The organism is Pseudomonas putida (assembly GCF_022627325.1).
GTDB lineage: Bacteria > Pseudomonadota > Gammaproteobacteria > Pseudomonadales > Pseudomonadaceae > Aquipseudomonas > Aquipseudomonas putida_X.
Window position 1 is genome coordinate 39,975 of the sequence record NZ_JAETZZ010000013.1, and the last position, 23,462, is coordinate 63,436.

At 56.6% G+C, this 23,462-nt stretch carries 20 protein-coding genes and 1 pseudogene; 11 read left to right on the forward strand and 10 right to left on the reverse strand.

Annotated features, from left to right (window positions below; all coding sequences use genetic code 11):
- Window positions 1-103 precede the first annotated feature (103 nt).
- The 3 genes from JNA92_RS19955 to JNA92_RS19965 all read right to left on the reverse strand — a co-directional run bounded on the left by JNA92_RS19955 (window position 104) and on the right by JNA92_RS19965 (window position 3,531).
- A complete protein-coding gene (locus tag JNA92_RS19955) occupies window positions 104-1,534 on the reverse strand; it encodes an aldehyde dehydrogenase family protein (protein WP_241806306.1) in 1,431 nt (476 codons plus the stop codon).
- Between the two features lie 13 nt (window positions 1,535-1,547).
- Window positions 1,548-3,050 (reverse strand): purine-cytosine permease family protein, encoded by a 1,503-nt coding sequence (locus JNA92_RS19960; RefSeq protein WP_241806307.1) that lies wholly within the window; start codon window positions 3,048-3,050, stop codon window positions 1,548-1,550.
- 91 nt (window positions 3,051-3,141) lie between these two features.
- Window positions 3,142-3,531 (reverse strand): YybH family protein, encoded by a 390-nt coding sequence (locus JNA92_RS19965; protein ID WP_241806308.1) that lies wholly within the window; start codon window positions 3,529-3,531, stop codon window positions 3,142-3,144.
- Between the two features lie 227 nt (window positions 3,532-3,758).
- Between JNA92_RS19965 and JNA92_RS19970 the strand changes: the two genes are divergently transcribed.
- From JNA92_RS19970 to JNA92_RS26165, 5 genes are all read left to right on the forward strand, one after another.
- Window positions 3,759-4,748: a Fic family protein gene (locus tag JNA92_RS19970; RefSeq protein WP_241806376.1), complete on the forward strand. Its 990-nt coding sequence runs from the start codon at window positions 3,759-3,761 to the stop codon at window positions 4,746-4,748.
- Window positions 4,749-4,855: 107 nt separating this feature from the next.
- A complete protein-coding gene (ycaC, locus tag JNA92_RS19975) occupies window positions 4,856-5,476 on the forward strand; it encodes an isochorismate family cysteine hydrolase YcaC (RefSeq protein ID WP_046784574.1) in 621 nt (206 codons plus the stop codon).
- 51 nt (window positions 5,477-5,527) lie between these two features.
- Window positions 5,528-6,346: a polyphosphate kinase 2 gene (gene ppk2, locus JNA92_RS19980; protein WP_241806309.1), complete on the forward strand. Its 819-nt coding sequence runs from the start codon at window positions 5,528-5,530 to the stop codon at window positions 6,344-6,346.
- Window positions 6,347-6,423: 77 nt separating this feature from the next.
- The gene (locus JNA92_RS19985) at window positions 6,424-6,570 is read left to right on the forward strand and encodes a DUF2955 domain-containing protein (protein WP_241806310.1); all 147 of its coding nucleotides are present in this window, start codon (window positions 6,424-6,426) and stop codon (window positions 6,568-6,570) included.
- Window positions 6,571-6,672: 102 nt separating this feature from the next.
- A complete protein-coding gene (locus JNA92_RS26165; protein ID WP_241806311.1) occupies window positions 6,673-6,879 on the forward strand; it encodes a hypothetical protein in 207 nt (68 codons plus the stop codon).
- 4 nt (window positions 6,880-6,883) lie between these two features.
- Here JNA92_RS26165 and JNA92_RS19995 read toward each other — a convergent pair whose 3' ends face one another.
- Complete coding sequence (locus JNA92_RS19995; RefSeq protein ID WP_241806312.1) at window positions 6,884-8,605, reverse strand: SulP family inorganic anion transporter; 1,722 nt, start codon at window positions 8,603-8,605, stop codon at window positions 6,884-6,886.
- A gap of 553 nt (window positions 8,606-9,158) precedes the next feature.
- On the opposite strand from JNA92_RS19995, the gene JNA92_RS20000 reads away from it, so the two are divergent.
- The 3 genes and pseudogenes from JNA92_RS20000 to JNA92_RS20010 all read left to right on the forward strand — a co-directional run bounded on the left by JNA92_RS20000 (window position 9,159) and on the right by JNA92_RS20010 (window position 13,048).
- Entirely contained in the window at window positions 9,159-9,428 is a 270-nt protein-coding gene (locus JNA92_RS20000; protein ID WP_241806313.1) for a hypothetical protein, read from the forward strand.
- A 53-nt stretch (window positions 9,429-9,481) separates the two neighbouring features.
- A pseudogene (locus JNA92_RS20005) lies at window positions 9,482-9,727 on the forward strand (PDDEXK nuclease domain-containing protein); the annotation flags it as partial.
- 723 nt (window positions 9,728-10,450) lie between these two features.
- Window positions 10,451-13,048 carry a DEAD/DEAH box helicase family protein gene (locus JNA92_RS20010; RefSeq protein ID WP_236232117.1) on the forward strand — a complete coding sequence of 866 codons (2,598 nt, stop codon included), beginning with the start codon at window positions 10,451-10,453 and terminating at the stop codon, window positions 13,046-13,048.
- A 123-nt stretch (window positions 13,049-13,171) separates the two neighbouring features.
- Here the strand turns inward: JNA92_RS20010 and JNA92_RS20015 are convergent, their stop codons facing one another.
- Complete coding sequence (locus JNA92_RS20015; protein WP_182387373.1) at window positions 13,172-13,630, reverse strand: lipocalin-like domain-containing protein; 459 nt, start codon at window positions 13,628-13,630, stop codon at window positions 13,172-13,174.
- A 9-nt stretch (window positions 13,631-13,639) separates the two neighbouring features.
- Window positions 13,640-14,404: an SDR family oxidoreductase gene (locus JNA92_RS20020; protein ID WP_182387374.1), complete on the reverse strand. Its 765-nt coding sequence runs from the start codon at window positions 14,402-14,404 to the stop codon at window positions 13,640-13,642.
- A gap of 103 nt (window positions 14,405-14,507) precedes the next feature.
- Here JNA92_RS20020 and JNA92_RS20025 point away from each other — a divergent pair, with 103 nt between their 5' ends.
- The 3 genes from JNA92_RS20025 to JNA92_RS20035 all read left to right on the forward strand — a co-directional run bounded on the left by JNA92_RS20025 (window position 14,508) and on the right by JNA92_RS20035 (window position 17,814).
- Window positions 14,508-15,443, forward strand: a complete 936-nt coding sequence (locus JNA92_RS20025) for a LysR family transcriptional regulator (protein ID WP_182387375.1) — start codon at window positions 14,508-14,510, stop codon at window positions 15,441-15,443.
- A 148-nt stretch (window positions 15,444-15,591) separates the two neighbouring features.
- The gene (locus JNA92_RS20030) at window positions 15,592-16,701 is read left to right on the forward strand and encodes an alcohol dehydrogenase catalytic domain-containing protein (protein ID WP_182387376.1); all 1,110 of its coding nucleotides are present in this window, start codon (window positions 15,592-15,594) and stop codon (window positions 16,699-16,701) included.
- Window positions 16,702-16,806: 105 nt separating this feature from the next.
- Entirely contained in the window at window positions 16,807-17,814 is a 1,008-nt protein-coding gene (locus JNA92_RS20035; RefSeq protein WP_236232119.1) for an AraC family transcriptional regulator, read from the forward strand.
- A gap of 378 nt (window positions 17,815-18,192) precedes the next feature.
- Here JNA92_RS20035 and JNA92_RS20040 read toward each other — a convergent pair whose 3' ends face one another.
- From JNA92_RS20040 to srpB, 4 genes are all read right to left on the reverse strand, one after another.
- Complete coding sequence (locus JNA92_RS20040) at window positions 18,193-18,486, reverse strand: LysR family transcriptional regulator (protein ID WP_182387378.1); 294 nt, start codon at window positions 18,484-18,486, stop codon at window positions 18,193-18,195.
- Window positions 18,473-18,793: an antibiotic biosynthesis monooxygenase gene (locus tag JNA92_RS26170; protein ID WP_182387379.1), complete on the reverse strand. Its 321-nt coding sequence runs from the start codon at window positions 18,791-18,793 to the stop codon at window positions 18,473-18,475. The genes JNA92_RS20040 and JNA92_RS26170 overlap by 14 nt, the downstream gene beginning before the upstream one ends.
- Window positions 18,794-18,901: 108 nt before the next feature.
- On the reverse strand, window positions 18,902-20,314 hold the full coding sequence (gene srpC / locus JNA92_RS20045; protein WP_182387380.1) for a solvent efflux RND transporter outer membrane subunit SrpC: 1,413 nt from the start codon (window positions 20,312-20,314) through the stop codon (window positions 18,902-18,904).
- Complete coding sequence (gene srpB / locus JNA92_RS20050; protein WP_182387381.1) at window positions 20,304-23,453, reverse strand: solvent efflux RND transporter permease subunit SrpB; 3,150 nt, start codon at window positions 23,451-23,453, stop codon at window positions 20,304-20,306. The genes srpC and srpB overlap by 11 nt, the downstream gene beginning before the upstream one ends.
- Between the last annotated feature and the right edge of the window lie 9 nt (window positions 23,454-23,462).

The window sequence follows — 23,462 nt, forward strand, 5'->3', positions numbered from 1 at the left end:
GACGGTTGCTGCGACAGGTACAGCGCAGGTCTGAAGAACTGCGCGGTTGGGGTGGGCTGGCTTGCCGGCGATGGGCTGCGCAGCAGCCCCCATGACGGAGCTGTCAGCCCAGGCAACGCGTCACATGCTTGACCGACAGGTAGCCCGACAAACCCCACGGCCCGAGCTCGCGCCCGATGCCGCTACCCTTGGTGCCGCCCCAGGACGTTTCGACGAACACCGCTTGTACCGAGTTGATCCACACATGCCCGACTTCCAGCGCATCGGCCACCCGCTCGGCGCGCTCCAGGTCCGCTGAGCAAACGGTGGCGACAAGGCCGAAACGGCTGTCGTTGGCCTCGGCAATTGCCTGTGCTTCGGTGGTGAAACGGCGCGCGCACAGCACCGGCCCAAAGATCTCTTCAGTCCACAGACGGCTCCCCGCCGGTACGTCGGTATACAGCGTCGGGCTGACAAACCAGCCGTCGCGGTCCAGCGCCTTGCCACCGGCCAGGCACTGCAGCCCCTCTTCACGGGCTGTGGCGAAGTAGCTGGCAACCTTCAGCCATTGCGCCTGGCTGGTCAGCGGGCCCATGTCCACTTCTTCGGTCAGTGGGTTACCGACGCGCAGCGTTTCCAGTGCCTGTTGCAGGCGTGGCAGCAGCGCATCGGCAATGCCATCGTGCACCAGTAAGCGAGAGGTAGCCGAGCACATTTGCCCTGCGTTCCAGGTAATACCGGCGACAATCCACTCTACCGCCTGGTCCACATCGCAATCATCGAAGACCACGATTGCCGATTTGCCGCCCAGCTCCAGGGTCACCGGCCGGCACTGTGCCGATGCGCTGCGCATCACCTGGCTGCCGACGCTGTTGCTGCCGGTGAACGACAGCTTGTCCACACCGCTGTGGTTGCTCAGTGCGGCGCCGGTCTCGGCTTTGCCGTTGACAATGTTCAGCACGCCCGCAGGCAGGCCCAGGGTATCGGCGATCTGGCCGTAGGCCTGCTCGATCAGTGGGGTGATTTCCGAGGGTTTGAGCACCACGGTGCAGCCTGCAGCCAAGGCCGGTGCGAGCTTCCACGCGCTGGTCACCAACGGGAAGTTCCACGGCACGATCAAACCGACCACACCCACCGGCTCCAGCCGGGTGCGGGCGGTGAAGCCCGGTGCGGCCAACGCCACTTCGCGGTTCCTTTGCGGCAGTTGCTCGGCCAGGTCGGCGTAATACGCGAAGGTGGCTATGGCATCGTCCAGGTCGATTTCGGCCTCGTGGCGAGGCTTGCCGTTGTTGCGCATTTGCAGGCTGATCAATGCTTCACGGCGTTGCCCGAGCTGCTCGGCAAAACCGCGCAGGTAGGCCGCACGCTCGCTGGCGCCTACCTGCTTCCATGTGGGCAGGGCTTCGCGCGCCGCCGCCACGGCCTGGTCGACCTGGGCAACGCTGGCGGCCATCAGTTCGGCGAAAGGTTGGCCCAGTGCAGGGTCATTGACACTGATGCAGTCGCTGCCCAGGCCTTCGACCCAGCGGCCGGCAATGTAGTGGGAAGTGGTCATGATCGTTATCCAGTCAGGCTATTTCGGCCGGGTTCAGCACCGGCGTGTGTGAGGTGCTTTTGCAGCGCACCCAGCGTGGGCCGTTGGGGCCATACACGCCGGCAGGTTCAGGGAAGAGGTTGAGCAGCAGCAGGTAAAGCACACCGGCCATGCTCAGGGTGACCGGCAGGCTCACGTCGATGCCGCCAGCCAGGTCGCCCAGCGGGCCGACGAACTGCCCAGGCAGGTTGACGAAGCACAGGCCGACCACCGCGCTGGGGATCCACGCCCCCATGCCGCGCCAGTTCCAGCCATGCAGGAACCAGTAGTGGCCGCCGCGTTGGCCGCGGGTGAACACCTGCAGGTCGTCGGCGTGATAGAAGCCGCGGCGGGTGATCAAGCCGAGAATCATGATCACCATCCACGGGCTGGTGCAGGTAATGATCAGCACGGCGAAGGTCGAAACGCTCTGTACCAGGTTGAAGGTGAAGCGGCCGATGAAGATAAAGGCAATGGCCATTACCCCGATCAGCACGGTGGCGCCCGCGCGGCTGAGCAGGCGGGGGAACACGCTCGACATGTCCAGCCCGGTGCCGTAAAGGGCAGTCGTGCCGGTAGACATGCCACCGATCACCGCGATCAGGCACACCGGCAGGAAGAACCAGCTAGGCGAAATCGCCAGCAGGCCACCCACATAGTTGTTGGCGGCGATATAGTCCGCGGCCTGGGTGGCCACCAGGGTCGCGGTGCACAGGCCGAAAAGGAACGGGATCAGCGTGGCAGCCTGGGCGGCGATCACCGCCAGCATGATGCGCGCCTTGGGCGTTTGCCGCGGGATATAGCGCGACCAGTCGCCCAGGAAGGCGCCGAACGAGACCGGGTTGCTCATGGCCAGGATCGCCGCGCCGACGAAGGCTGCCCAGAACCCGCCCTGGCCAAGGCTGACGCTCCCGGCGTAGCCCGCATCGAATGGGCCGGCGAAGGCGAAGATGCCCAGCAGGAACAGCAGGCTCGAGGCCCACACGGCAATCTTGTTGACCCACAGCATGAAGCGGAAGCCGAAGATGCACACCACCAGCACCAGTGTGGCGAACAGGCCGTAGGCCAGGCCCAGGGTCAGGTCGGTTTCCGGCAGCCCTGCCAGGCGCTTGGCGCCGCCGACCAGGGCATCGCCGGAACTCCATACCGACAGCGAGAAGAACGCCACGGCGGTGAGCAGCGACAGGAACGAGCCGACGATGCGCCCGTGCACGCCGAAGTGTGCGCCCGATGACACCGCGTTGTTGGTGCCGTTGAGCGCACCGAACAAGCCCATGGGTGCAAGGATCAGCGCACCCACGCCGACGCCGAGCAGGATCGCCCAGACCCCGGCCTGGAACGACAGCCCGAACAGCACCGGGAAGCTGCCCAGCACGGCAGTGGCAAAGGTGTTGGCACCGCCGAAGATCAGGCGGAACAGGTCCAGCGGGGAGGCGTCGCGTTGATCGTCAGGGATCTGTTCGACGCCATTGGTCTCGATACCGGTCGAGTGGCTCATGGTGATGCTCCAGCGCGTTGTTGTAGGCCGGCGCGGGGCGCGGCCCTTTTGTGGGTGCGATGGCAGGGCGGCAGGGCCGCGTAAAGGTGAATCAGGCTGCGGTGACGACCGACAGGTGCTCATGGCAGGCCAGCCAGCGTTCGCCGTGGCGGCGGAACACAATGGTTTCGCGCTCGGCCAGTTGCTGCTGTTCGCCAGCGATGCGGATGTGCGTGGCAACATCGTGCATGAAAACCGCCACATCACCCTGCAGGCTTACCTGGGCATTGCGCGAAACGCAGCTAAGCACGGCAAAGCCATCGGCCTGCCATTGGGCCCAGAGGCCCTCGTAGGCACCGCGCGACAGCAGCGGTTGCGCCAAGGTGTGGAAAAGGAAGGTGGCATCTTCGCTGAAGCAGGCGAAGTAGCGGGCGGTGTCGTTGCTGGCGAAGGCGGCGACGAGGTCGGCGGCGGCCTGCCGTACCTGGAGTGTCTGGTCCACGGGAGTGGCCTCACGGTTTTTGTGATTGTGGTGAAGCGATTCTGGTGGGGAGGGGCGGGGGGAAAAATCGCTGGGGGGAAATAATTAGTTTAGAAATTCGTGAACCAACAGCCCCGCTTGCTTTATCCATGCCATAGCAGTGGATAAGGTGAAGGCAATTGCGTGTGGCCTATGGGTGGCAATGCAGCCCCTCTTCAGGTCTTTTGAATTCAAAGGAAATACAGGCGATGAGCAATTATCAGCCGCCGCTGACAGTAACGCCGCGAATATTGGCACTGGTCGCCGAGATCAGTGAGTGCGTGGGGCAACTGACGGCTCATCGGGAGGATACCTTCACACCCCAACTGCGCCGAGGTAACCGTATACGGACCATCCAGGCCTCGCTTGCCATTGAAAACAATACCCTTACCGTCGAGCAGGTGACCGCGCTATTGGATGGCAAGCGAGTAATGGGTTTGCCACGCGAGATCCAGGAAGTCCGCAACGCCTTCTCTGCTTACGATGCGATGCCGGCCTGGCAGCCGGATCGTCAATCCGATTTGCTGACTGCGCACGGTTTACTGATGCAGGGTCTGATTGATGATGCAGGTCACTTCCGCGAGAGTGGCGTGGGTATCTACCGTGAGGCAAAGCTGCTGCACATGGCGCCACCCGCCAGCCGGGTTGCAACGCTGGTACAGGATCTTCTGCATTGGCTGGCCCGCAGTGAGTGGCATCCTCTGATTGTAAGCTGCGTGTTTCATTACGAATTTGAATTCATCCATCCGTTCGCTGACGGTAACGGGCGGATGGGGAGGTTATGGCAGACACTCCTGCTAAGTCGCTGGCGTCCTGTTATGGCATTCATGCCGGTGGAAACTGTTATCCGTGAGCAACAGGAAGCCTATTACGCAGCGCTTGCAGCTTCAGGCCAGGCAGCTGAGGCAACACCGTTTGCTGAGTTCATGCTGAGTGCTCTGCTGCAGGCACTTGTTGAAGCCAGGGCTACCGATCAAGTAACCGATCAAGTAACCGATCAAGTAGCCAGCCTTTTGAGTATTCTTCCGCCCGGTTCCGCGTTGAAAAGCAACGAGCTGATGCAGCGTCTAGGACTTTCTCACCGCCCCACGTTCAGCAAAAGCTATCTGAAACCTGCTTTGGCTGCAGGGCTGATCGAAATGACAGAGCCAGATTCACCTCGCAGTCCGACCCAGCAGTACCGACGAGTGCGTAACTGACATGCTGTGGACGTGATCATCCAGGCCTTCGCCGACTGACGGCGTATCCCAACCTCAATCCTTGCCTACGCTGAAACTCCCAACCTGCGTTCGCAAGGAGATCTGTCATGGCCTTCCAATACAAGCGTCTGGACAAGAACAACGCCGCAGTGCTGCTGGTCGATCACCAGACCGGCTTGCTGTCGCTGGTCCGCGATATCGACCCCGACCGTTTCAAGAACAACGTGTTGGCACTGGCCGACCTGGCCGAGTATTTCAAGCTGCCCACCATCCTCACCACCAGTTTCGAAACCGGTCCCAACGGGCCGCTGGTGCCAGAACTCAAGGAGCAGTTCCCCGACGCGCCTTACATCGCCCGGCCGGGCAACATCAATGCCTGGGACAACGAAGATTTCGTCAAAGCGGTGAAGGCCACGGGCAAGAAGCAGCTGCTTATCGCCGGCGTGGTCACCGAAGTCTGTGTGGCCTTCCCGGCGTTGTCGGCGCTGGAGGAGGGTTTCGAGGTGTTCGTGGTTACCGATGCCTCCGGCACCTTCAATGAGCTGACCCGCGATTCGGCCTGGCGGCGGATGGAGGCAGCCGGGGCGCAACTGATGACCTGGTTCGGGGTGGCCTGCGAGCTGCATCGCGACTGGCGCAATGATGTCGAAGGGCTGGGCACGTTGTTCTCCAACCACATTCCCGACTACCGCAACCTGATGACCAGCTACAGCAAGTTGGCCAAGTAAAACCCCGGGGATCGACCATACTGACTTTCATTCGCCCCAAAGGAGCGTGTCATGGCCAAGCCGTCCAGGAAGAAAGACTTGCAGGCGCCCGCTGAGAAGCTGAGCGGCAAGGCCTATGACAAACAGCTCAAAACCCTGCATGTGGAATTGGTGAAACTGCAGGAATGGGTCGTGGCCAAGGGCCTGAAGGTGTGCATCTTGTTCGAGGGCCGGGATGGTGCCGGCAAGGGCGGTACCATCAAGGCCATCACCGAGCGGGTAAGCCCGCGTGTGTTCCGCGTGGTGGCACTACCGGCGCCGACCGAACGGGAAAAGTCCCAGATGTATGCCCAGCGTTATCTTAACCACCTGCCCGCAGCGGGGGAGGTGGTGATTTTCGATCGCAGCTGGTACAACCGCGCCGGTGTTGAACGGGTAATGGGCTTCTGCACCGAGGAGCAGGCCAGCAAGTTCCTGTCGGTGGTCCCCTTGCTGGAGAAGCTGATGGTCGAGTCGGGGATCATCCTCATCAAGTATTGGCTCGAAGTCAGCGCCCAGGAGCAGACCCGCCGCCTGCAAGATCGCATCAATGACGGTCGCAAAGTATGGAAGCTCTCGCCCATGGACCTTAAGTCCTACTCCCGCTGGGACGAATACACCCACGCCCGCGATGAGATGTTCGCTGCCTCCGACTCATCGTGGGCGCCGTGGTTTCTGGCCCACTCCGACGACAAACGCCGTGCTCGCCTGAACATCATCAGCCATATGCTCTCGCGCATTCCCTACAAGGACGTCACCGGCGACAAGGTGGTGAAGCTGCCCAAACGCGGCAAGATCGGTAAGTACAAAGCCATAGCCTATCCCTTCAAAGTGGTCCAAGAGCGTTTCTGATTCCCTCACTGCGCAGGGTCGCAAGGGTACGAACCTATGCCACATGACGGCAGCCTACTGCAGGCCACGGTGGTCCTATGCCTATTGAGCTGCGCCGCCTGCGCGCGCTGCGCCTGGCGCTAGGCGTGGCGCTCTGCCTGGTGGCGAGTTTCGGCCTTGGCTTGCCGGTGCCCATATTCGCGCCGGTGTTCGTTGTGCTGTTGCGTTCATGCCGCTTGTCATGAAGGCGATGAGCCTTGGGCAGCAGGCTGGCGAAACCCGGGCCCGGCATGCCAGCCGCGAACTCATCGGCTCGCCGGTGCTGGCTGGGGCGCAGGCTCTATCGCGTGGCGAGCACGCGGCATAGCCCTGCGTACTGGGTAAGCTGCCTGACCACCCTGCTCATCCTGCTGGGGCAGTCAGTGCAGGACAGTGCCGCTGGCCAGGACGTCTATCGGGCGTTTGCGGTCCGCATGGCGTTGTTTCTGGCCGTGTCGCTGTATGCGAGTGCCCTGCTGATAGGGCTCGACCGGCGTCGGCTCAAGGCCGTTTAGCGGCTCATGGCTTCCAGTCCACCCCGGTGTCTTGCAGATAGGCATCCACCGCCGCGCCGACAGTGGGGTGAAACGCCGTCTCGCCCATGTGCTGGAACAATTCGAACCGTTTCATCTTGTCTTTCACCGGGTCCTTCATCTCGGCGAACTGCAGCTCGACCCCCCGGGCCTCCAGGGCCCGGTCGAGCTCGGCCAGCATGTCGGCGGACGTGATATCGATACTGGTCACCGGCTCCGCCGCAATCACCAGGCGCTGCACCGGGGTAGGCGACTCATCCACAGCTGCCAGCACCTTGGCCTGAAACTGCTCGGCATTGGCGAAAAACAGCGGCGCATCCCAGCGCAGCAGCACCAGCCCCGGTACCCGGCGAGCCTGTGGATAACGCTGCACGTCATGGTAGCCACGGGTGCCGTCGACGCGGCCGAGCACCGCATGGTGCGGCCGCCAGCCATCCCACAGAAACTCGATCACCGAAATCGCCACGGCGATGCAGATACCGGGGATGGCGCCGAACACCGCAACCCCCACGAAGCAGGTGAACGACAGCCAGAACTCCCATTGCTGCATGCGAAAGATGCGCTTGAGGTCGGCGAACTCGAAAAGCCCCAATGCCGCCGCGATCACCACTGCGGCCAACGCACTGGTGGGCAGGTGCTGCATGAGGTTGGGGGCGACCAACAGCAGGATGGTCACCGCCACCGCGCCGATGATGCCGGTAAGCTGGGTTTTCGAGCCGGCCGCCTCAGCCACCGGCGTACGCGACGAACTGCTGCTGATCGGGATGCCTTGGAACAGCCCGGATGCCAGGTTGGCTACCCCCAGGCCAAACATTTCCTGGTTCGGGTTGACCGTCGTTTTCAGGCGCGCCGCGTAGGTACGTGACAGCACACTGGTATCGGCGAACGACACCAACGCCACGGCGATGCCGCCCAGCAGCACCTCGATCAGGTCGATGTCGGTTACCCAGGGGAAGGCGAAGCTGGGCAAGCCCTGGGGAAGCTCACCCAGTACTTTGACGCCCATCTGGTCGAGGTCGAACAGGCTTACCGCCAGGGTGGCGAGCACCACGGCGATCAGGATGCCCGGTAAGCGCTCGTAGGGCTTGAGCAGCAGAATCAGCGCCAGGCTGCCGGCACCGATGGCAAAGCTGGGCCAGTGCCCCTGGCCGGCGATCAGGGCCTGTGCCAGCCGCCACAGATCGCGCAGGGGCCCCTGGCTGTCGATCGAGAGGCCGAACAGCTTGGGCAACTGGCTGATCAGCACGGTCAGCGCGATACCGTTCATGTAGCCATAGCGGATAGGCTTGGACAGCAACTCGGTGATGAAGCCCAGGCGCAGCAACCCGGCGATCATGCAGAAGGCGCCGGCCACCAGGGCCATCAGGCTGGCGATGGCGATGGCGCGCTGGGGGTCGCTGGCGGCGTACTGCACCACCACCGCCAGGATCGGCGCGGCCAGCGCCGAATCAGGGCCGAGCACCAGGATTCGGCTGGGGCCGAACAACGCGTAGGCCAGCAACGGCACGATGGTCGCGTACAAGCCGTAGATGCCGGGTACACCGGAGGCTTCGGCGTAGGCGATGCCCACGGGCACCAGCATGGTGGTCAGTACCAGCCCGGCAGCGATGTCCTTGGGCAGCCAGGCGAGCTGGTAGTGCACCAGGGTGGCCAGCCCGGGGAGCCAGCGTTGCCAGTCGAAGCCGGGGCGGGGAGGTGTTTCATGCATGGTGGGGCTCCTGGGCGGAGGACGCATGAAGTGCTTGTGGTGGGCTGGCGCAAACAGGCGGCAGTGCGCCAGCCCCGAGGCGTGAGCCAGGTACTCACTTGAAACCAGATGCTTCAATTCACGATAGCTTGGTAATTGTCCTGCGCGGGCTACAGCAACCCACTACTGTCAACGTTGGCCGGGGTTTTTTACCATCATTCGTTTTTTTGGGCACTACTGCCGAGCAAGCCTTCAGGCGTAGGATCTTTCCTAACCTGAAACCAAATACTTCAGTTCAAGTTAGCTTGGGAATTATCCTACGCGCGCAGCTGCCGTTTCTCTGTTGTCGATGATGAGTATCAGGGCTAATTTCCCCAGGTCGTCATGGTTTGACGATCGGGTGTGAGAGCCCGGTGATACATCGTGCCAGTGTTATGGCAGCCGTTCGTGGGCAGGCGTTTGCCTGGCCGGAATTCCGATGTTCGCCGGTCTCTCACCCCGCGTTCGGCTGCCACCCTGCTTCTGTGAGAGGACGTTGAGTGGGGGCTTCGTGTACTGAACTCGGAGAAGCATCATGAAAAAGCTTGTACCTGATCCGCCCACCGCAAAACCCAGCTCCCGCTCGTTCTACACCATCAACAACGACATGCCCTCAGCCGAGGCATTGCTCTATGTCATTCAGTTACTGCGCGGTATTGAAGACACCCTCGACGAATACATCTGCGGCAATGTCGGCGAGGCGGGTATCGGCATGCTGGTCAATTCCGTGCACAACGTGCAGATGGGGCGGGCGTTGACCGAATTGGTGCTGACTCGGGAGGCTGGAGATATTACTTGGCACTGACCGTTTACCCTCAGGTCTCTTAGCGACTGGCCGCGCAGAGGCCTCCTCAATCGCTTCTCAAGGTCGACAGCGACATCGCTCGGCAGTGGTACATGAATGAAGCTGCCCTCCAGAATTGGAGCAGCCGTGCGCTGAATCGGCAAATCGGTACGCTGTTTTACGAGCGTCTGTTGGCGAGTCAAGATCGCGCGGCTGTGAGGTAGGAAGCTGTGACCAATGTGCATACGGGGTGCCAGAGTCCGCGTGATTTTGTGCGTGATCCGATTCTGTTGGAGTTTCTTGGTCTTCCCAAGTCCGGGGCTTTTCACTGGCCTGAAACGGCGGCGCCCCGTTCGCGGGTAGACCCGCTCCTACAGGTTAGCGCCAGCCTGAAGAGCGGCGCAGTACCTGTGGGAGCGGGTCTACCCGCGAACGGGGCGCCGCGGATTTACTGCCGTTATACGTTGTGGCAGCACCGACTAATTGTCAGCCATGGACATAGTGATAACTTATTGATTTTCAAGGAATATCTTGAAGGCTACCATGTCCATTGAAATGTAGGTTTTTTTCCCGGAGGTGGTAGTCGTGAAGTCCATGCTTTGGAGGTTTTTAGCCATCTGTAACCAGTCCGTGTCATCTGCATCTGCCGATAGTCCTCCGCCAATATCCATGAGCGAGGCCGAGATTATCAGGATGCCGATCAAGGCAATGAAATAACCCAAGCAAATGCACGCAATTTGCGCGGTTTTTGGACGTTTTTACCTCTGGCAGCCGCCGCTGCTCATGGATGTCTGCTGGTTTGTGTACGAAATCAGCCATCGAAGGTGGGAAGCTGTTGGCTTCGGTGGTCACCGACAACCCCTGATCGTAGTCGTCATGTGAACACCGGTGAGCACCGAGAGGAAACCGCCAAACCCTTTGATTAGGCAGCATCCTGACTGTACAACTGTACGTTTGACAGCAATTTTTATGGATTCCGTGCTCGCAGGTCCTCATGCAGTGAGGCAGTGAACTCAGGAACAGCGTGTTCGGTTCGCGCTCATGTGGCATTGAAATCCACTGAGCGCAAGCTTGCTGGCTGGCAATGCTGTTTGCTCATCCACCTTGACTGGCAGAAGGCCATCAATAAAGATCCCACCTTGGACAAAACACAGGCGAGGGATCAAATGTTCGACTTCACCAGTCTTACCTTAAAAACTAAATCGGAATGCCCACCGACTCTATTAGATCTGTTCGGTCAACTCGATAGGAAAGCAACTCATATCAGCTTACGGCCTGCGCAGGCAGCAGCATTGAGAAAGTTGGACGAGCAAGCAGCAGAAAGAGATATAGTCCTAAAACTAAGTACTGGTTCAGGAAAAACTGTAGTTGGGTTGGTTTATGCAGAGATGATGCGCTGCCGTTACAAAGGCGATCCAATCATATATGTCTGTCCTACAAACCAATTGGTTGAGCAGGTCTTACAGTCCGCCCAGGCAATTGGGGTTCCCGCTAGTACATTCCCATCGTCGGGTTTACCGTACGATGCACTAGCTGGTGATTCCATCCTGGTTTGCTCATATGATCGTATTTTCAACGCTATCAGTAAGCTTGAGTCAAATGGAGTACGTCCGGCAGCGTTAGTCCTTGATGACGTTCACGCAGGGGTGGAGCGAGTTAAAGCTTGTTATACGGTTAAGGTTCCCGACGCCTGTTTTGAAAAGTTTAAGGCTATGATTCTTCCGCTTTGCGAGGCATCTGATCCGGCTACATGGAGAGGGATCAAGGCGTCCGCATTCGATTCTCGATATGAAGTGCCTTACTGGGTGTGGAGTAATATCCATGCTGAAGTGGTCGCGCTTCTAGAAGAACATAAGGATACAGATGATTTACGTTTCCAATGGGGTAACGTAGCACGCTATTTTGACCAAGCTAGAGTCTGTATCTCAGGTTCCTCTGCAGAGATCTCGCTTTCCGTGCCGCCGGTGGAAGAACGTGCTGTTTATGCTAGTGCTAAGCACCGTCTTTTTATGTCAGCAAGCATCAAGGATGGCTCATCTTTTATAGGGGATCTCGACTGTGATCCTGATGCATTTAAGCGAGTCATTGAGCCTCTTGAAGATGAAGGTGCTGGAGAAAGGATGATGTTGGCAACATCATTGATTTCGCCTGATGCTTCTAAGAAGGATATCGCCGCGGTTTGCTCTAATTTAGCGAAGCAGACCAACGTGGTTGTCCTCACTAGCTCTGAGGCCCAAGCCAAAGTTTGGGTGGAGGCTGGCGCACAGCTTTCGCAAGGAAAGGATTTTGAACCCGCAATTGATAAATTAAAATCTAGCAGTCGCAACTTCATTGTATTTACGCAAAGGTTTGATGGGGTAGATCTTCCCGACGATGCGTGCCGAGTGCTCGTAATTGACGGAGTGCCGTCCGGCGACCGTCTCAGTGATAAAGTAGATGCGCAGAGACAGAAAGATTCACCTGCATTCGAGGTTCGAACAGTAAACAGATTTGAGCAAGCACTCGGTCGAGCCGTTCGGTCCAGTGCCGACTACGCGGCAATTCTGTTAGTCGGGACGGATATTGCCACTTTCATTGGTAAACGAAGCGTAAGGGATCTGCTTGAACCTCGTACGCTGGCTCAGGTCGATCTAGGGAAGGACTTGGTGAAGCTTGGCGGCGGAGCCACTTTGGTTACCGCGATTCAAGGGATGGTTAATGCAGTACTTTCTCGTAACGATCAATGGAAGGATGCACATCGTGCAAGAGTAAAACATCCTGAAAGGTCCGTACGGCAGCAAAATCAGTTAACTCTTCACGAGACCATTGCTTTCACGACGCGAACAAGCTGGAAGTTTGCCAAAGGGAACAATTATCAAGGCGCCGTTACAAATCTTCGCGAAGCGCGTAATACCCAAGGTCTTCACCCGATACAGCAAGCTGAGCTACTTTATAAAATGGGCGCGTACCTTCATCATTTCGATCCAGCTACGGCTGCAGAGGTATATCGAGCAGCTTTTGAAGCTAACTCTAACTTCCCGAGGCCAAATAAAGTAGCTGACAAGAAGTTTGCCAGGATGACAGACCAGAGCATCGCTGCACGGGACTATCTGGGGCAGTTCGCACAAGTTAATGCTGCGATTGCAAGGCTCGACGAGATAGCTGCCAAACTCAGTTTTGCTATGCCAGCCGAAGTTGTTGAGCAAGGTATTATGGAGTTAGGTATTGTCTTGGGTGCTTCATCAAGTCGCCCGGAAAAAGAAACCGGCAGAGGGCCAGATAATTTGTGGCTATTTGACGATGTTGCACTTTGCATAGAGGCGAAGACGGAAAAACATGCTGACCTTTTCAAGGTCGAGGCGGCGCAGTTAGTTCTAAGTCTTGAATGGTGTAAAGAGCATATCGAAGCCCCGGATCGAGGCTTTACACCTGTATTTGTAACGAATTCAGCAAAAGCCGATAGGGTTGAAGATGTAAGTTTCGGTCCGAAGCTTATGACTCAGGATCTTATCTTCAATTTACTGAATGACCTCAGGCAGGCGGTGCTAAGCATTAGTTTTGATGGCCCTCTGTTTACAGATCCTTCATCGCTAGCTAAGGCATATGTTGCTAATAATTTATCGGGCAAACAGATCTTGGCCAGGCTTGAGAAGATTCAATAACATATTTAATCGACCGGCTTAAGGGGCGCTGAGCGGCGACCAGCCCCCGTCGGCAGGCACGCGATAATGTTGGCCCAGCCGGCAATTGTCGGCTGGGCGTAAGTCAGCCTGCTCCATCAGTTGTCATTGGGTAGTTTGCGGTTTTGCTCGACGCCAGCGGATTCGCGCGTTTACTGCCCTTCCGCTTGATCGATATTGACTGGTATTGCCCAGCTCCAAGATATCACCTACCAAATTCGCCGTTCGGGGCTGTACTTGGCCTATCCAATTCGGGAACATCGAGACTGCGATGGTGTGGGTGAGCTCACCCGAGTGTTCGTCTACATCAAAGGGGCCGCTGTAGGAGATGTACGACAGGCCTTGAGAGCGGTACTCCGCATCAGTACCCTCGAACCAGTCACCTGATGTAAACGATGCCCGATTCGGCATGCTCAACTGAGCCGACATATAGCCATCTGCCGAGTAGATTATGAATCCTTCAGGATGTTCACCGAAGGGATGTACAGGGGCAGATCCGTCCACTGGGTATTCTGTGTAGGTTTCGAGAACCCAGGTTCCAATCAGTTTTTCACGCATGCTCATGGTCGTACCTCACATCGTCTGCTGCATGTCGTTGTCGATTGGCAACAGCTGTCCAGAGATGGATTTGCCTGCGTCCGATGCAAGGAAGGCTGCTAGTTCTGCGATGTCCTTCGGGTCCACCAGGCGTTGGAGGGATTGAACAGCAAGCGCCTTGCTACGTTCTTCCTCCACGGAGTTGCCGCTGAGATTGGCCCTGCCTTTGAGCACGTTCTCAAAGCGTTCCCCTTCGACAGCTCCGGGCAGAATGGCGTTAACACGAATCCCGTACCCGCCGAGTTCACGTGAAAGACTCTTGGTGAAACCAATCAATCCCCATTTGCTGGTCGAGTAGGGGGAGCGATCTGGGTAGCCAAGTCGTCCAGCGACAGAAGACATGTTAATGATGGAGGGGTGAGATGAACGCTTGAGCGCAGGAACGGCCAGGCGCGTAACGTTGAAGGTCCCATTCAAATTTATCTGCATGACCTTGTCCCACTCATCGGGGTCAAGTTGCTCAACGGGAGCGGTGGGGCCCGATACCCCGGCGTTGTTGATGAGCACATCTAAACCACCCATGGCTTCGATAAGGCTTGGAATACAGAGTTCAAGGCTGCGGCGATCAGATACATCGCATACCGCGGTGCGAATACTCGTATGCTCTGTATGGAGGCGGTTTAAGCCTTCAGTGTCTATGTCCACTACCGTGACGTCAGCGCCGCGGCTGCTGAAGGCCAGGGCTATCGCATACCCGATTCCGGATGCCCCCGCCGTTATCAGTACTTTCTGTTTAGTCATGGTCGATCTCCATTAGCGTAGGTCTTCCAGAACATTAAAATCTTAAGAAGCTATCCATGAAATTGTTTATTGTTATGCGACCTATCATCGGGATGGATTGGTTATGGACCTGTCGCGTATTGATCTCAACCTTTTGGTTTCGCTGGACACACTACTGGCTGAGTTGAATGTGACCAAGGCAGCTTCACGCCTTCACATCAGCCAGCCCGCGATGTCTGCACAGCTTTCGCGCTTGCGCGAGCTGATGGGCGATCCGCTGTTGGTCCCGATTCAAAAAGGCCGGAGCATGACCCCCACCGCCCGGGCATTGGCGCTGCGGGGACCTCTACGTGCAGCCCTGATGACTCTCGGTTCAGTCATTCAGAGTGAGTTGGGATTCGATCCTTGGAACGACAAGAGAGTCTTCCGGATAGCCGCCTGTGATACCGCCTTAAGCACCATTTGTGAGCCGTTGATTGCATCGATCGCCAAGCACGCTGGTACCCAAATTCAGGTGTCTCTCAATGCCGTTGATCCTGGGCTTATAGGAAGGCAGATGGAGGAAGGCGTTTTCGATCTGCTGATCGACTCTAGCCGCGGCGTTCCTCTGGGGATGAGATGCACGGCACTTAGGACCGATGAGTTCGTCATGGCGCAGCGCAAAGGGCACCCTCGTGGAAGTGAGCCTCTTACCCTGGATGGGTACTGTGAACTCAATCATCTTGTCGTGTCGCCTGAGCGGGAGAGCTTTAGGGGGTATATGGATGAGTATTTGCGCTCCGCTGGCATGAGCCGAAAAATCTACCTCACCGTGCCGACCGCTGGGATGGTTCCAGGGATTCTGATGTCGACGGACTTGGTCTGTACGATGCCTCGCATGCTTACTCAGTCCCATAACGATGCCATCGAGACGTTTGAGTTGCCATTTGAAAGCGAGCCTCTCCAACTCATGATGGCTTGGCATCCGAGGGATGATGCTGACGCAGCTATTCTCTGGCTGCGTCAGTTGGCTCAAAGTCCGGCCACACCAATTCAAGCCTCATCGAGCGATATCAATTAATTTCGCTATCTGGATAGCGGCTATGCGGCCTGGATAGCCACGTTCGAAGCCGAGCGGATAATTGGAGCTGTGGCCGATGTGCCGGTCATATCTCAACGGCTTTCAAAAGCCTCACAGCCCTGACAACGAAAAAAAGAGGGTTTGCTTCATGCCAGGTACGATGTTGGCTGCTCGCCTCCACGAAGTTGGTGGCAAATTTACCGTGGACGAAATTCCGCTTCCAGATGTTGGCGAGCATGACGTCCTGATCAAAACTGCCGCCTGTGGTGTTATCCCAAATCTGCGTAACGTAGTCACAAATTTTCCTGAGTGGTACCCGTTCCTACCTCTGCCGGAGCTGCCTGCTGTGTTCGGGTTGGATGCCGCAGGTACTGTGGTATCGGTTGGCCGCTCTGTGAAAGATTTCAAAGAAGGTGACCGGGTCTATGTCAATCCAGGACTGAGTTGCGGCAACTGTAAGCAGTGTCTGGCTGGCCTTCCGACGCGGTGCGCTAGCTACACCTTCATGGGCTATTTCGGATTCAGTCCGTCTTCGAGTGAAGTATTTCGCGAGTATCGCCATGCCGGGTACGCCCAGTATCTTCGAGCGCCTGCGCGTAACCTGATCACCTTGGCTGACGAACTGCCATTCGAGGTTGCCACACGCCTTGGATACTTGGGCACAGCTTACTCTGCGTTGAAAAAGCTTGAACTCACGCCCGGTCAGAGCTTGCTAGTACTGGGGGCTTCAGGAACCTTGGGTATCGGAGCCACGCTTGCAGCATTAGCGATGGGCGTGACGGATATCATCGTGGCAGCGCGAGATAGGACTGCACTCGAACGACTTCGCCAATTGGCCCCAAAACGCATTCGCTCCCTACAGATCACGAGTACCGACTTGCACGCAAGCATTCGTGACATGGCTCCGGGAGGAGTCCACGCGGTAGTTGATACGCTTGGCGCGAAAGCTCCCGCAGAGCTTTCTGTTTCGGCTATGAACGCCGTCACGTCGGGAGGAAAGATCGTACAGATCGGCGGCGTAAGCGGACCTATTCCGATCGATCCTCACCCGTTCATGTGTACCCAGCTTCATTACATCGGCTCACTGTGGTTTACCACAGCAGAAGCGCAGGAGCTGATGGCGTTGATCAGAGCGGGATTACTCGACACCAATCAGTGGGCACCCCGTCCTTACACACTGGACCAGCTCAACCAAGCCCTTGAAGATATCCAAACCGATGCCAGCGGCTTCTTGAACTATCACATCGTGCACGCATAACGGCGAAGCAAGGCGACGATACAGATCGTCGCCTTGACGTTGTTCTCAGCTCTCTTATGTTGCTAGGTTGCTGGCATAAGTCATCGCCGTATTGGAGGGCTTTCCATGGCCTGGCCCAACGTCTCCCCATTTATACCCTCTGATCAGGTACTCGCGGATTTCAGCGTATGCGAGTCGACCGACCTAGAGGAGGCGGTGCTATGCGGTGAGCGGATGTTCTGCAAGAACCGGCTTGAAAAAAAGGGAATCGATTTCAAGGCTCGATTTTTTCATCGATCGGTCGGCGAGGCTGGGGTTGCCAGAATGTCCTTCGGGGGAGAGGTAGCGATCAACCCTGGGAAGCTGGATGACATCGTGCTGGTCCAGTCGGTCCTTACTGGACATGAGCACGTGATCAGTGATCAGTCGCGCCTCAACTGCAACGCCGGACATGCTACGGTTTTCAACTACCATCGACACTCCTTCTTCAATCATTTCCCTGGCACTGACAAGCTGCTCGTCTGCATTGATCGAACGCTCTTGGAAACCATGCTTCAACGTCAGCTGGGAAGAAGTCTTAAGCAAGACATCTACTTTCAGCCTCATCTGCCCACGGATACGCCAGCAGGCTTGAATTGGCTACAGACAATGGGGTGGGCTTACAGTCAGCTATCGTCCAAGTCATTAGTTTCATCGCATCTACAAAGCCAAATTGGGGAGGTGCTGGCCTCTTCTTTGATCGATTTTCATGTAAGTAATTACAGCCAGGCGCTGCGAGAGTCGGCCGAAAAAAGGGTGGTCCCTGCGGTTGTTCGGATGATTGAGGAGTTCATGGAAGAGCATGCTCAGGAGCCTCTCACGATCTCGCAAATTGCAAGGCATGCCGGCGTGACTGCTCGTACGGTTCAACTCAGTTTTCAACGATTCCGTGGGCTATCGCCGATGCAGTTCTTGAAGGAGATTCGCCTGCGGCGCGTTCGTGTAGAGCTCGAAACCCAGCAGCATCCAGACGTTCAGGTCTCGTCCACCGCACTAAAATGGGGTTTTACCCATCTTGGTCGGTTTTCGTCTGACTACAAGCAGCGATTCGGAGAATCACCTTCCATGACGATCAAACGGCGGGGCGAGAACTAGGAAAGATTGGATTAGAGCAATGTTGAACGTACAGGTTGAGGAGTCTATTAATAGTGACTATCAGCGTGTTTGATTTTGCCAGTGCTAGTTTTTCCATTACTTTGTTTTTCAATGAAGCGAGGCGCGGTACCCCTCCTTGTACCAACCGAGTGTCCTTCATTGCCCTTTGGTGTTGCCGCTTGCCTGCAGGCGGCTTTTTTACCAAACACCCTTCAGTCATTGCGTATGGAATGAGCACGCAGTGATCTCTTCTTGGCTCCTTGGGATGGGATAATAACCTCCCTTTACCATGGCCGTCAGGCCATGGTTTTTTTATTTTCGGTTGAGGCTGAGAGTAAAATCGCCTGGGGAAAGGCGGTAGAGATGTTTCCTTGAGACTCACTGAACGCTTTCTTTATCCACGCTAGCAAGCGCCTCCTGCAAAGTGCTGAGGGCAGGTCCTAGAGCGGTTGCAAGCTGGTTTGCGCGTTCTGTCGGTGTCCAAGCCCGCTTACCCAAAAAGAGCTCATCACCAAATCGTTTGCGAAGCTTAGCTATGGTATTGCTGATAGCTGGCTGTTTTACACCCAAGCGCTCAGAAGCCCGAGTCACTCCCCCTTCTTGATATACCACCAAGAAAGTAATCAGGCTGTGTAAATCTGCATCCAGTAGCGCTTTTTCAGGATTCTGCATGTTGCCCCCACATTTCATTGTCAATGAACAATGCTCTAAAGGAAATGCTTCGGCAATGGGAGGTCAAGCAATCAGTCAATGCTGCGAAACTTGAGCTTGAAAAATGATCTATCATATCTTTCTCATTGTCCCAGAAGCCGCTAATGATCATCGAGCTGAAGTACTTGTTCAGCGCGATTATCGTATAGCTCATACACCCCGGCGCAGTGCGAAGCACGTTAACCAAGTCGTCTACGGCTAAAAGTACCTCATCGTCAGGGCGGTCTTCGAAGCGAACCTCTAACGCGCTTGCTGATATCAACCCCATTGCTAATACTCCCGATTTAAAATCGACGATAATTAGTCACTTCAGTTCGAAAAATATTTCAATATTCGAAATCTAGGGCAGCGCTACTGCTAGCCGCTGCCCAGGATCTTAGTTTCGACTCACGCTCCAGCCGCCCCCGAGGGCTTTGTAAAGCTGGACTTCACTATTGATTTGATCGAGCTGATCATTCAATAGCTTCTGTTGTGAGGAAAACAGTTCGCGTTGAGCATCCAGCACTGTCAAATAGCTATCGACGCCCTGGTCATAGCGCTGCTGAGCCAAGCTAAAATAGGCTTTATAATTATCAACCAACTCGCTTTGAGCACTGAGCTGCTTGCCATAAGTTCCCCTCGCAGCGAGTCCATCGGCTACCTCTCGAAAAGCGGTTTGGATACTCTTCTCGTAGGTCGCTACGCCCACATCCTTCTGAAGCTCAGCGTAATCGAGATTAGCTCGCAGCTTTCCTGCGTTAAAAATTGGCACGCTGATTTGTGGAGCGAAGCTCCAGCTGTCAGATCCGCTGTTGAACAGTCCATCAAGATCGCTGCTGGCTGAGCCCGCTGAAGCTGTCAGGCTAATGCGTGGAAAAAATGCCGCACGAGCTGCGCCGATATTTGCGTTCGCGGCCATAAGTTGATGTTCAGCAGAACGGATGTCCGGTCTGTTCAGCAGCAGATCAGCTGGTAGCCCAGCTGGAACCTTCCCTAGGGCGCTCATGGCCAGTGGCGAGTTTTTTGGCAAATCCGTTGGAATCTTGCTGCCCAGCAACAATTCCAGTGCATTCACATCCTGCGCTATTCGACGGGTGTACAAGGCCTGCTGGGCCTGGGCTTGGTTCACCAAAGTCCTGGCCTGACGAACATCTAGCTCCGACGAGGTTCCTGCCGAAGCACTCGACTCGATCATTGCCAAGCTTTCAACGTAGCTGGTCAGCGTCGCTTCGGTCAGCTCCAAGAGCGCTTGGTCGGTTCGCCACAGAAAATAGGTGGTTGCCACATCGCCTATGAGTGCGATCTGAACGCTGCGCTGCGCCTCCTCAGTAGCGAGGTATTTTTCAAGTGCTTGGTTCGACAAGCTTCGGATTCGGCCAAATAAGTCCAACTCGTAGGCAGTCACCAAGCCTACTTGGTACTGGCTATCGATCCGAGAATCGCCGGTGGGGGATAAATCGTCAGGCAAGCGGGTTCGATTTCCAGAGGCTTGGCCATCAAGTGTGGGAAACCGCTCTGCTCGTTGGATCCGGTACAGCGCTCTGTAGGATTCAACATTTTTGGCAGCGATTCGAAGGTCTCTGTTGTTCTCTAGCGCTGCATCGAGGAGGCGGACCAGCGCTGGATCTTTGAAAAACTCTTTTGCCTTGGGGAGAGCCGCCGCGATACTGCGTTGGTCTCCCAACCCGCCGTAGGCCTGGCCCGTTGGCCATTGTGCCTGCATCGGTGCGGCTGGCTGCCGATAGTCGGGGATCAAGCTGCATCCGCTGAGCATCAGCAAAGCAAACATGGGGAGTGACTTAAACTTCATGAGTCACCTCCTTGACCGCGTTTGGCTTTCTTTTCATGAGCCCCTCGAAAAGCTTGACAACTACCACGTAGAACAGCGGAACAAAGAAGACAGCCAGCACCGTTGCTGTGATCATGCCTCCGACGACGCCGGTAGCAATGGAGTGCTGGCTGCCAGCGCCTGCGCCGGATGCTATGGCCATCGGCAGCACACCGAAGGTGAATGCCAGCGAGGTCATCAATATAGGACGCAAACGCAGCTTGGCGGCCTCTATCGCAGCTTTGACGATCGGATAACCCTCCTTCTCATACAGCTCTTTGGCGAACTCTACGATCAGGATGGCGTTCTTGGCGGACAAGCCAACCGTGGTCATCAAGCCCACCTGGAAGTACACATCTGCCGTCAGGTCGCGCCAAAGCGTTGCCACCACCGCGCCCAAAATACCCAGAGGAACAACCATGATCACTGAGACCGGTACCGACCAGCTCTCATACAGAGCGGCCAGGCACAGGAAAACGATCAGCACAGTCAACGCGTAGAGCAACGGTGCCTGGTCGCCAGTTTGGATTTCTTCATATGAGAGACCGGTGTAGCTCAGGCCAATGCCGGCAGGCAGTTGTTGCATGATTTCAGCGATGGCTATCATCGCGTCACCCGTGCTGTATCCAGGGGCTGGCTCGCCGAGGATGTTCAGGGAAGAAATACCACCGTAGCGCTCCAGCTTAGGCGAGCCGTTTACCCACTCACCGGTTGCAAACGCCGAGAACGGAACCATCTGGCCAAGGCTATTGCGCACGTACCATTTATCGAAGTCCTCAGGTGAGATTCGCGAGATATCTTCGCCCTGGACATACACTCGCTTGACCCGGCCGCGATCGATGAAGTCGTTGACATACATCGAGCCCCAGGCTGCCGACATCGTTTCGTTGATAGACGCGATGCTTACCTGCAGCGCACGGGCCTTTTCGTCATCAATGTTCACCTGGAATTGCGGCTCGTCGTCCTTGCCGTTTGGACGCACTGCTTGGAGCTTCGGGTTCTCGCTTGCCAATTGCAGGAACTGGTTTCGAGCTGCCATCAATGCTTCATGGCCAAGACCAAGGTTGTCCTGCAGGTACAAGTTGAAGCCCATCGCGTTGCCCATTTCCAAAATGGCAGGGGGCACGAATGCCATGACGCTGGCATCTTTGATCTTGGCAAAATGCTGATTAGCCCGCTGAGCGATGCTGAATACGTCCTGCCCGGCTCCGTGACGCTCCTCCCAATCCTTGAAGGTGATCAGTACCAGCCCGGAGTTCTGGCCACGACCAGCAAAGTTGAAACCATTCACCGTCATGAAGTGCTCAACCAACGCACCCTCATCATTGGCCAAGTAGTCTCGCACCTCTTGAAGTACACCCTCGGTACGCTCTGCGGAAGCGTTTGCCGGCGTACGCACTTCGATCATCATCAAGCCCTGATCCTCGTTGGGCAGGAACGCCTTCGGGATCTGAGTGAACAAATAGCCAGTTCCCCCCGTGATGAGCAAGAATGCGAGCAGGTACCTACCGCGGCCCTTCAGCATTGCGCCGACGCCTCGTTCGAATCGCACCGTGCCGCGGTCGAAAACGCGGTTAAACCAGCCGAAGAAGCCCTTTTTCTCGTGGTGGGAATTACCCTCCGGAGCTTTGAGGATGGTTACGCAAAGTGCTGGGGTGAACACAAGAGCGACGAAGATCGACAGCCCCATGCAGACCACGATCGTGATCGCGAACTGTTGATAGATGATGCCAGCGGATCCACCAAAGAACGCCATTGGTACGAATACAGCCGATAGCACCATTCCGATGCCCACCAAGGCCCCGGAAATCTGATCCATCGACTTGCGGGTAGCCTCAAGAGGCGACAAGCCCTCGTCATGCATAAGCCGCTCAACGTTCTCGACCACGACGATGGCATCGTCGACCAGCAAGCCGATAGCAAGCACCATGGCGTACATGGTGAGCACGTTGATATTCAGGCCGAAGTACGGCAGAAGAGCGAATGTGGCGAGCAGCACCACAGGAACTGCCAGAGTGGGGATAAGTGTGGCCCTGAAGCTCTGCAGGAACAGATACATGACCAGGAAGACCAGTACCACTGCCTCAAAGATGGTGTGTACTACCGATTCAATCGAGGCATCAACGACAGGTGTTGTATCGTAGGGATAAATCACTTCCACGCCGTCAGGCAGGTAGGCCTTTTGCTCTGCCATCAGCTTTTTGACCGCCTCTACGGTCTCCAGCAAGTTGCCACCGGTGGACAGCCGCAGCGCCAGACTTGCAGTTGGCGAGTCCTTGTACTGTGCAGAAATGGCGAAGCTGTCAGCACCAAGCTCAGCGCGACCGACATCCTTAACTCGTACCTGGGATCCGTCCGCGTTTACCTTGACCAAAATCTCATCGAACTGGCTAGGCGTCGTCATGCGCGTCTTGCCAAGAACGGTTGCATTCAGCTGGACGCCTGAACGAGTTGGTAATCCACCCAACTGGCCCGAGGACACCTGGACGTTCTGTTCCCGGATAGCATTGGCGACGTCAGTAGGCGTCAGCTGATAGCTGTTGAGCTTGCCGGGATCCAACCAGATACGCATTGCGTATGGCGAGCCAAACAGCTGGAAATCGCCGACACCAGGGATGCGCGAGATCGGATCCTGAAGCTGGGAAGCGATAAGGTTACCGAGGTCGAAGTTATCGAGCTTGCCCGAACGGTCCACCAAGCTCATGACCAGGAAGAAGTTCATCTGGTACTTCACTACACGAAGACCCTGACGCTGAACTTCTTCCGGCAAACGTGGTGTCGCCAACTGCAGCTTGTTCTGCACCTGAACCTGAGCGATATCAGGATCGGTTCCCTGTTCAAAAGTCACGATGATGGTCATGCTGCCGTCAGAGGCGCTCTCAGCCGACATATATCTGAACCCATCCAGACCACTGAGCTGTTGCTCAATCACCTGGACTACCGTGTCCTGTACGGTTTGTGCAGAAGCGCCTGGGTAGCTGACCTGAATCGAAACGGCTGGGGCCGCGATGTTCGGATATTGGCTGATCGGCATCTTCGCCAGCGACAGCGCGCCGGCCAGCATGGCCACGATGGCGAGAACCCAGGCAAAAATCGGCCTGTCGATGAAAAAACGAGACATCAGTGGTGC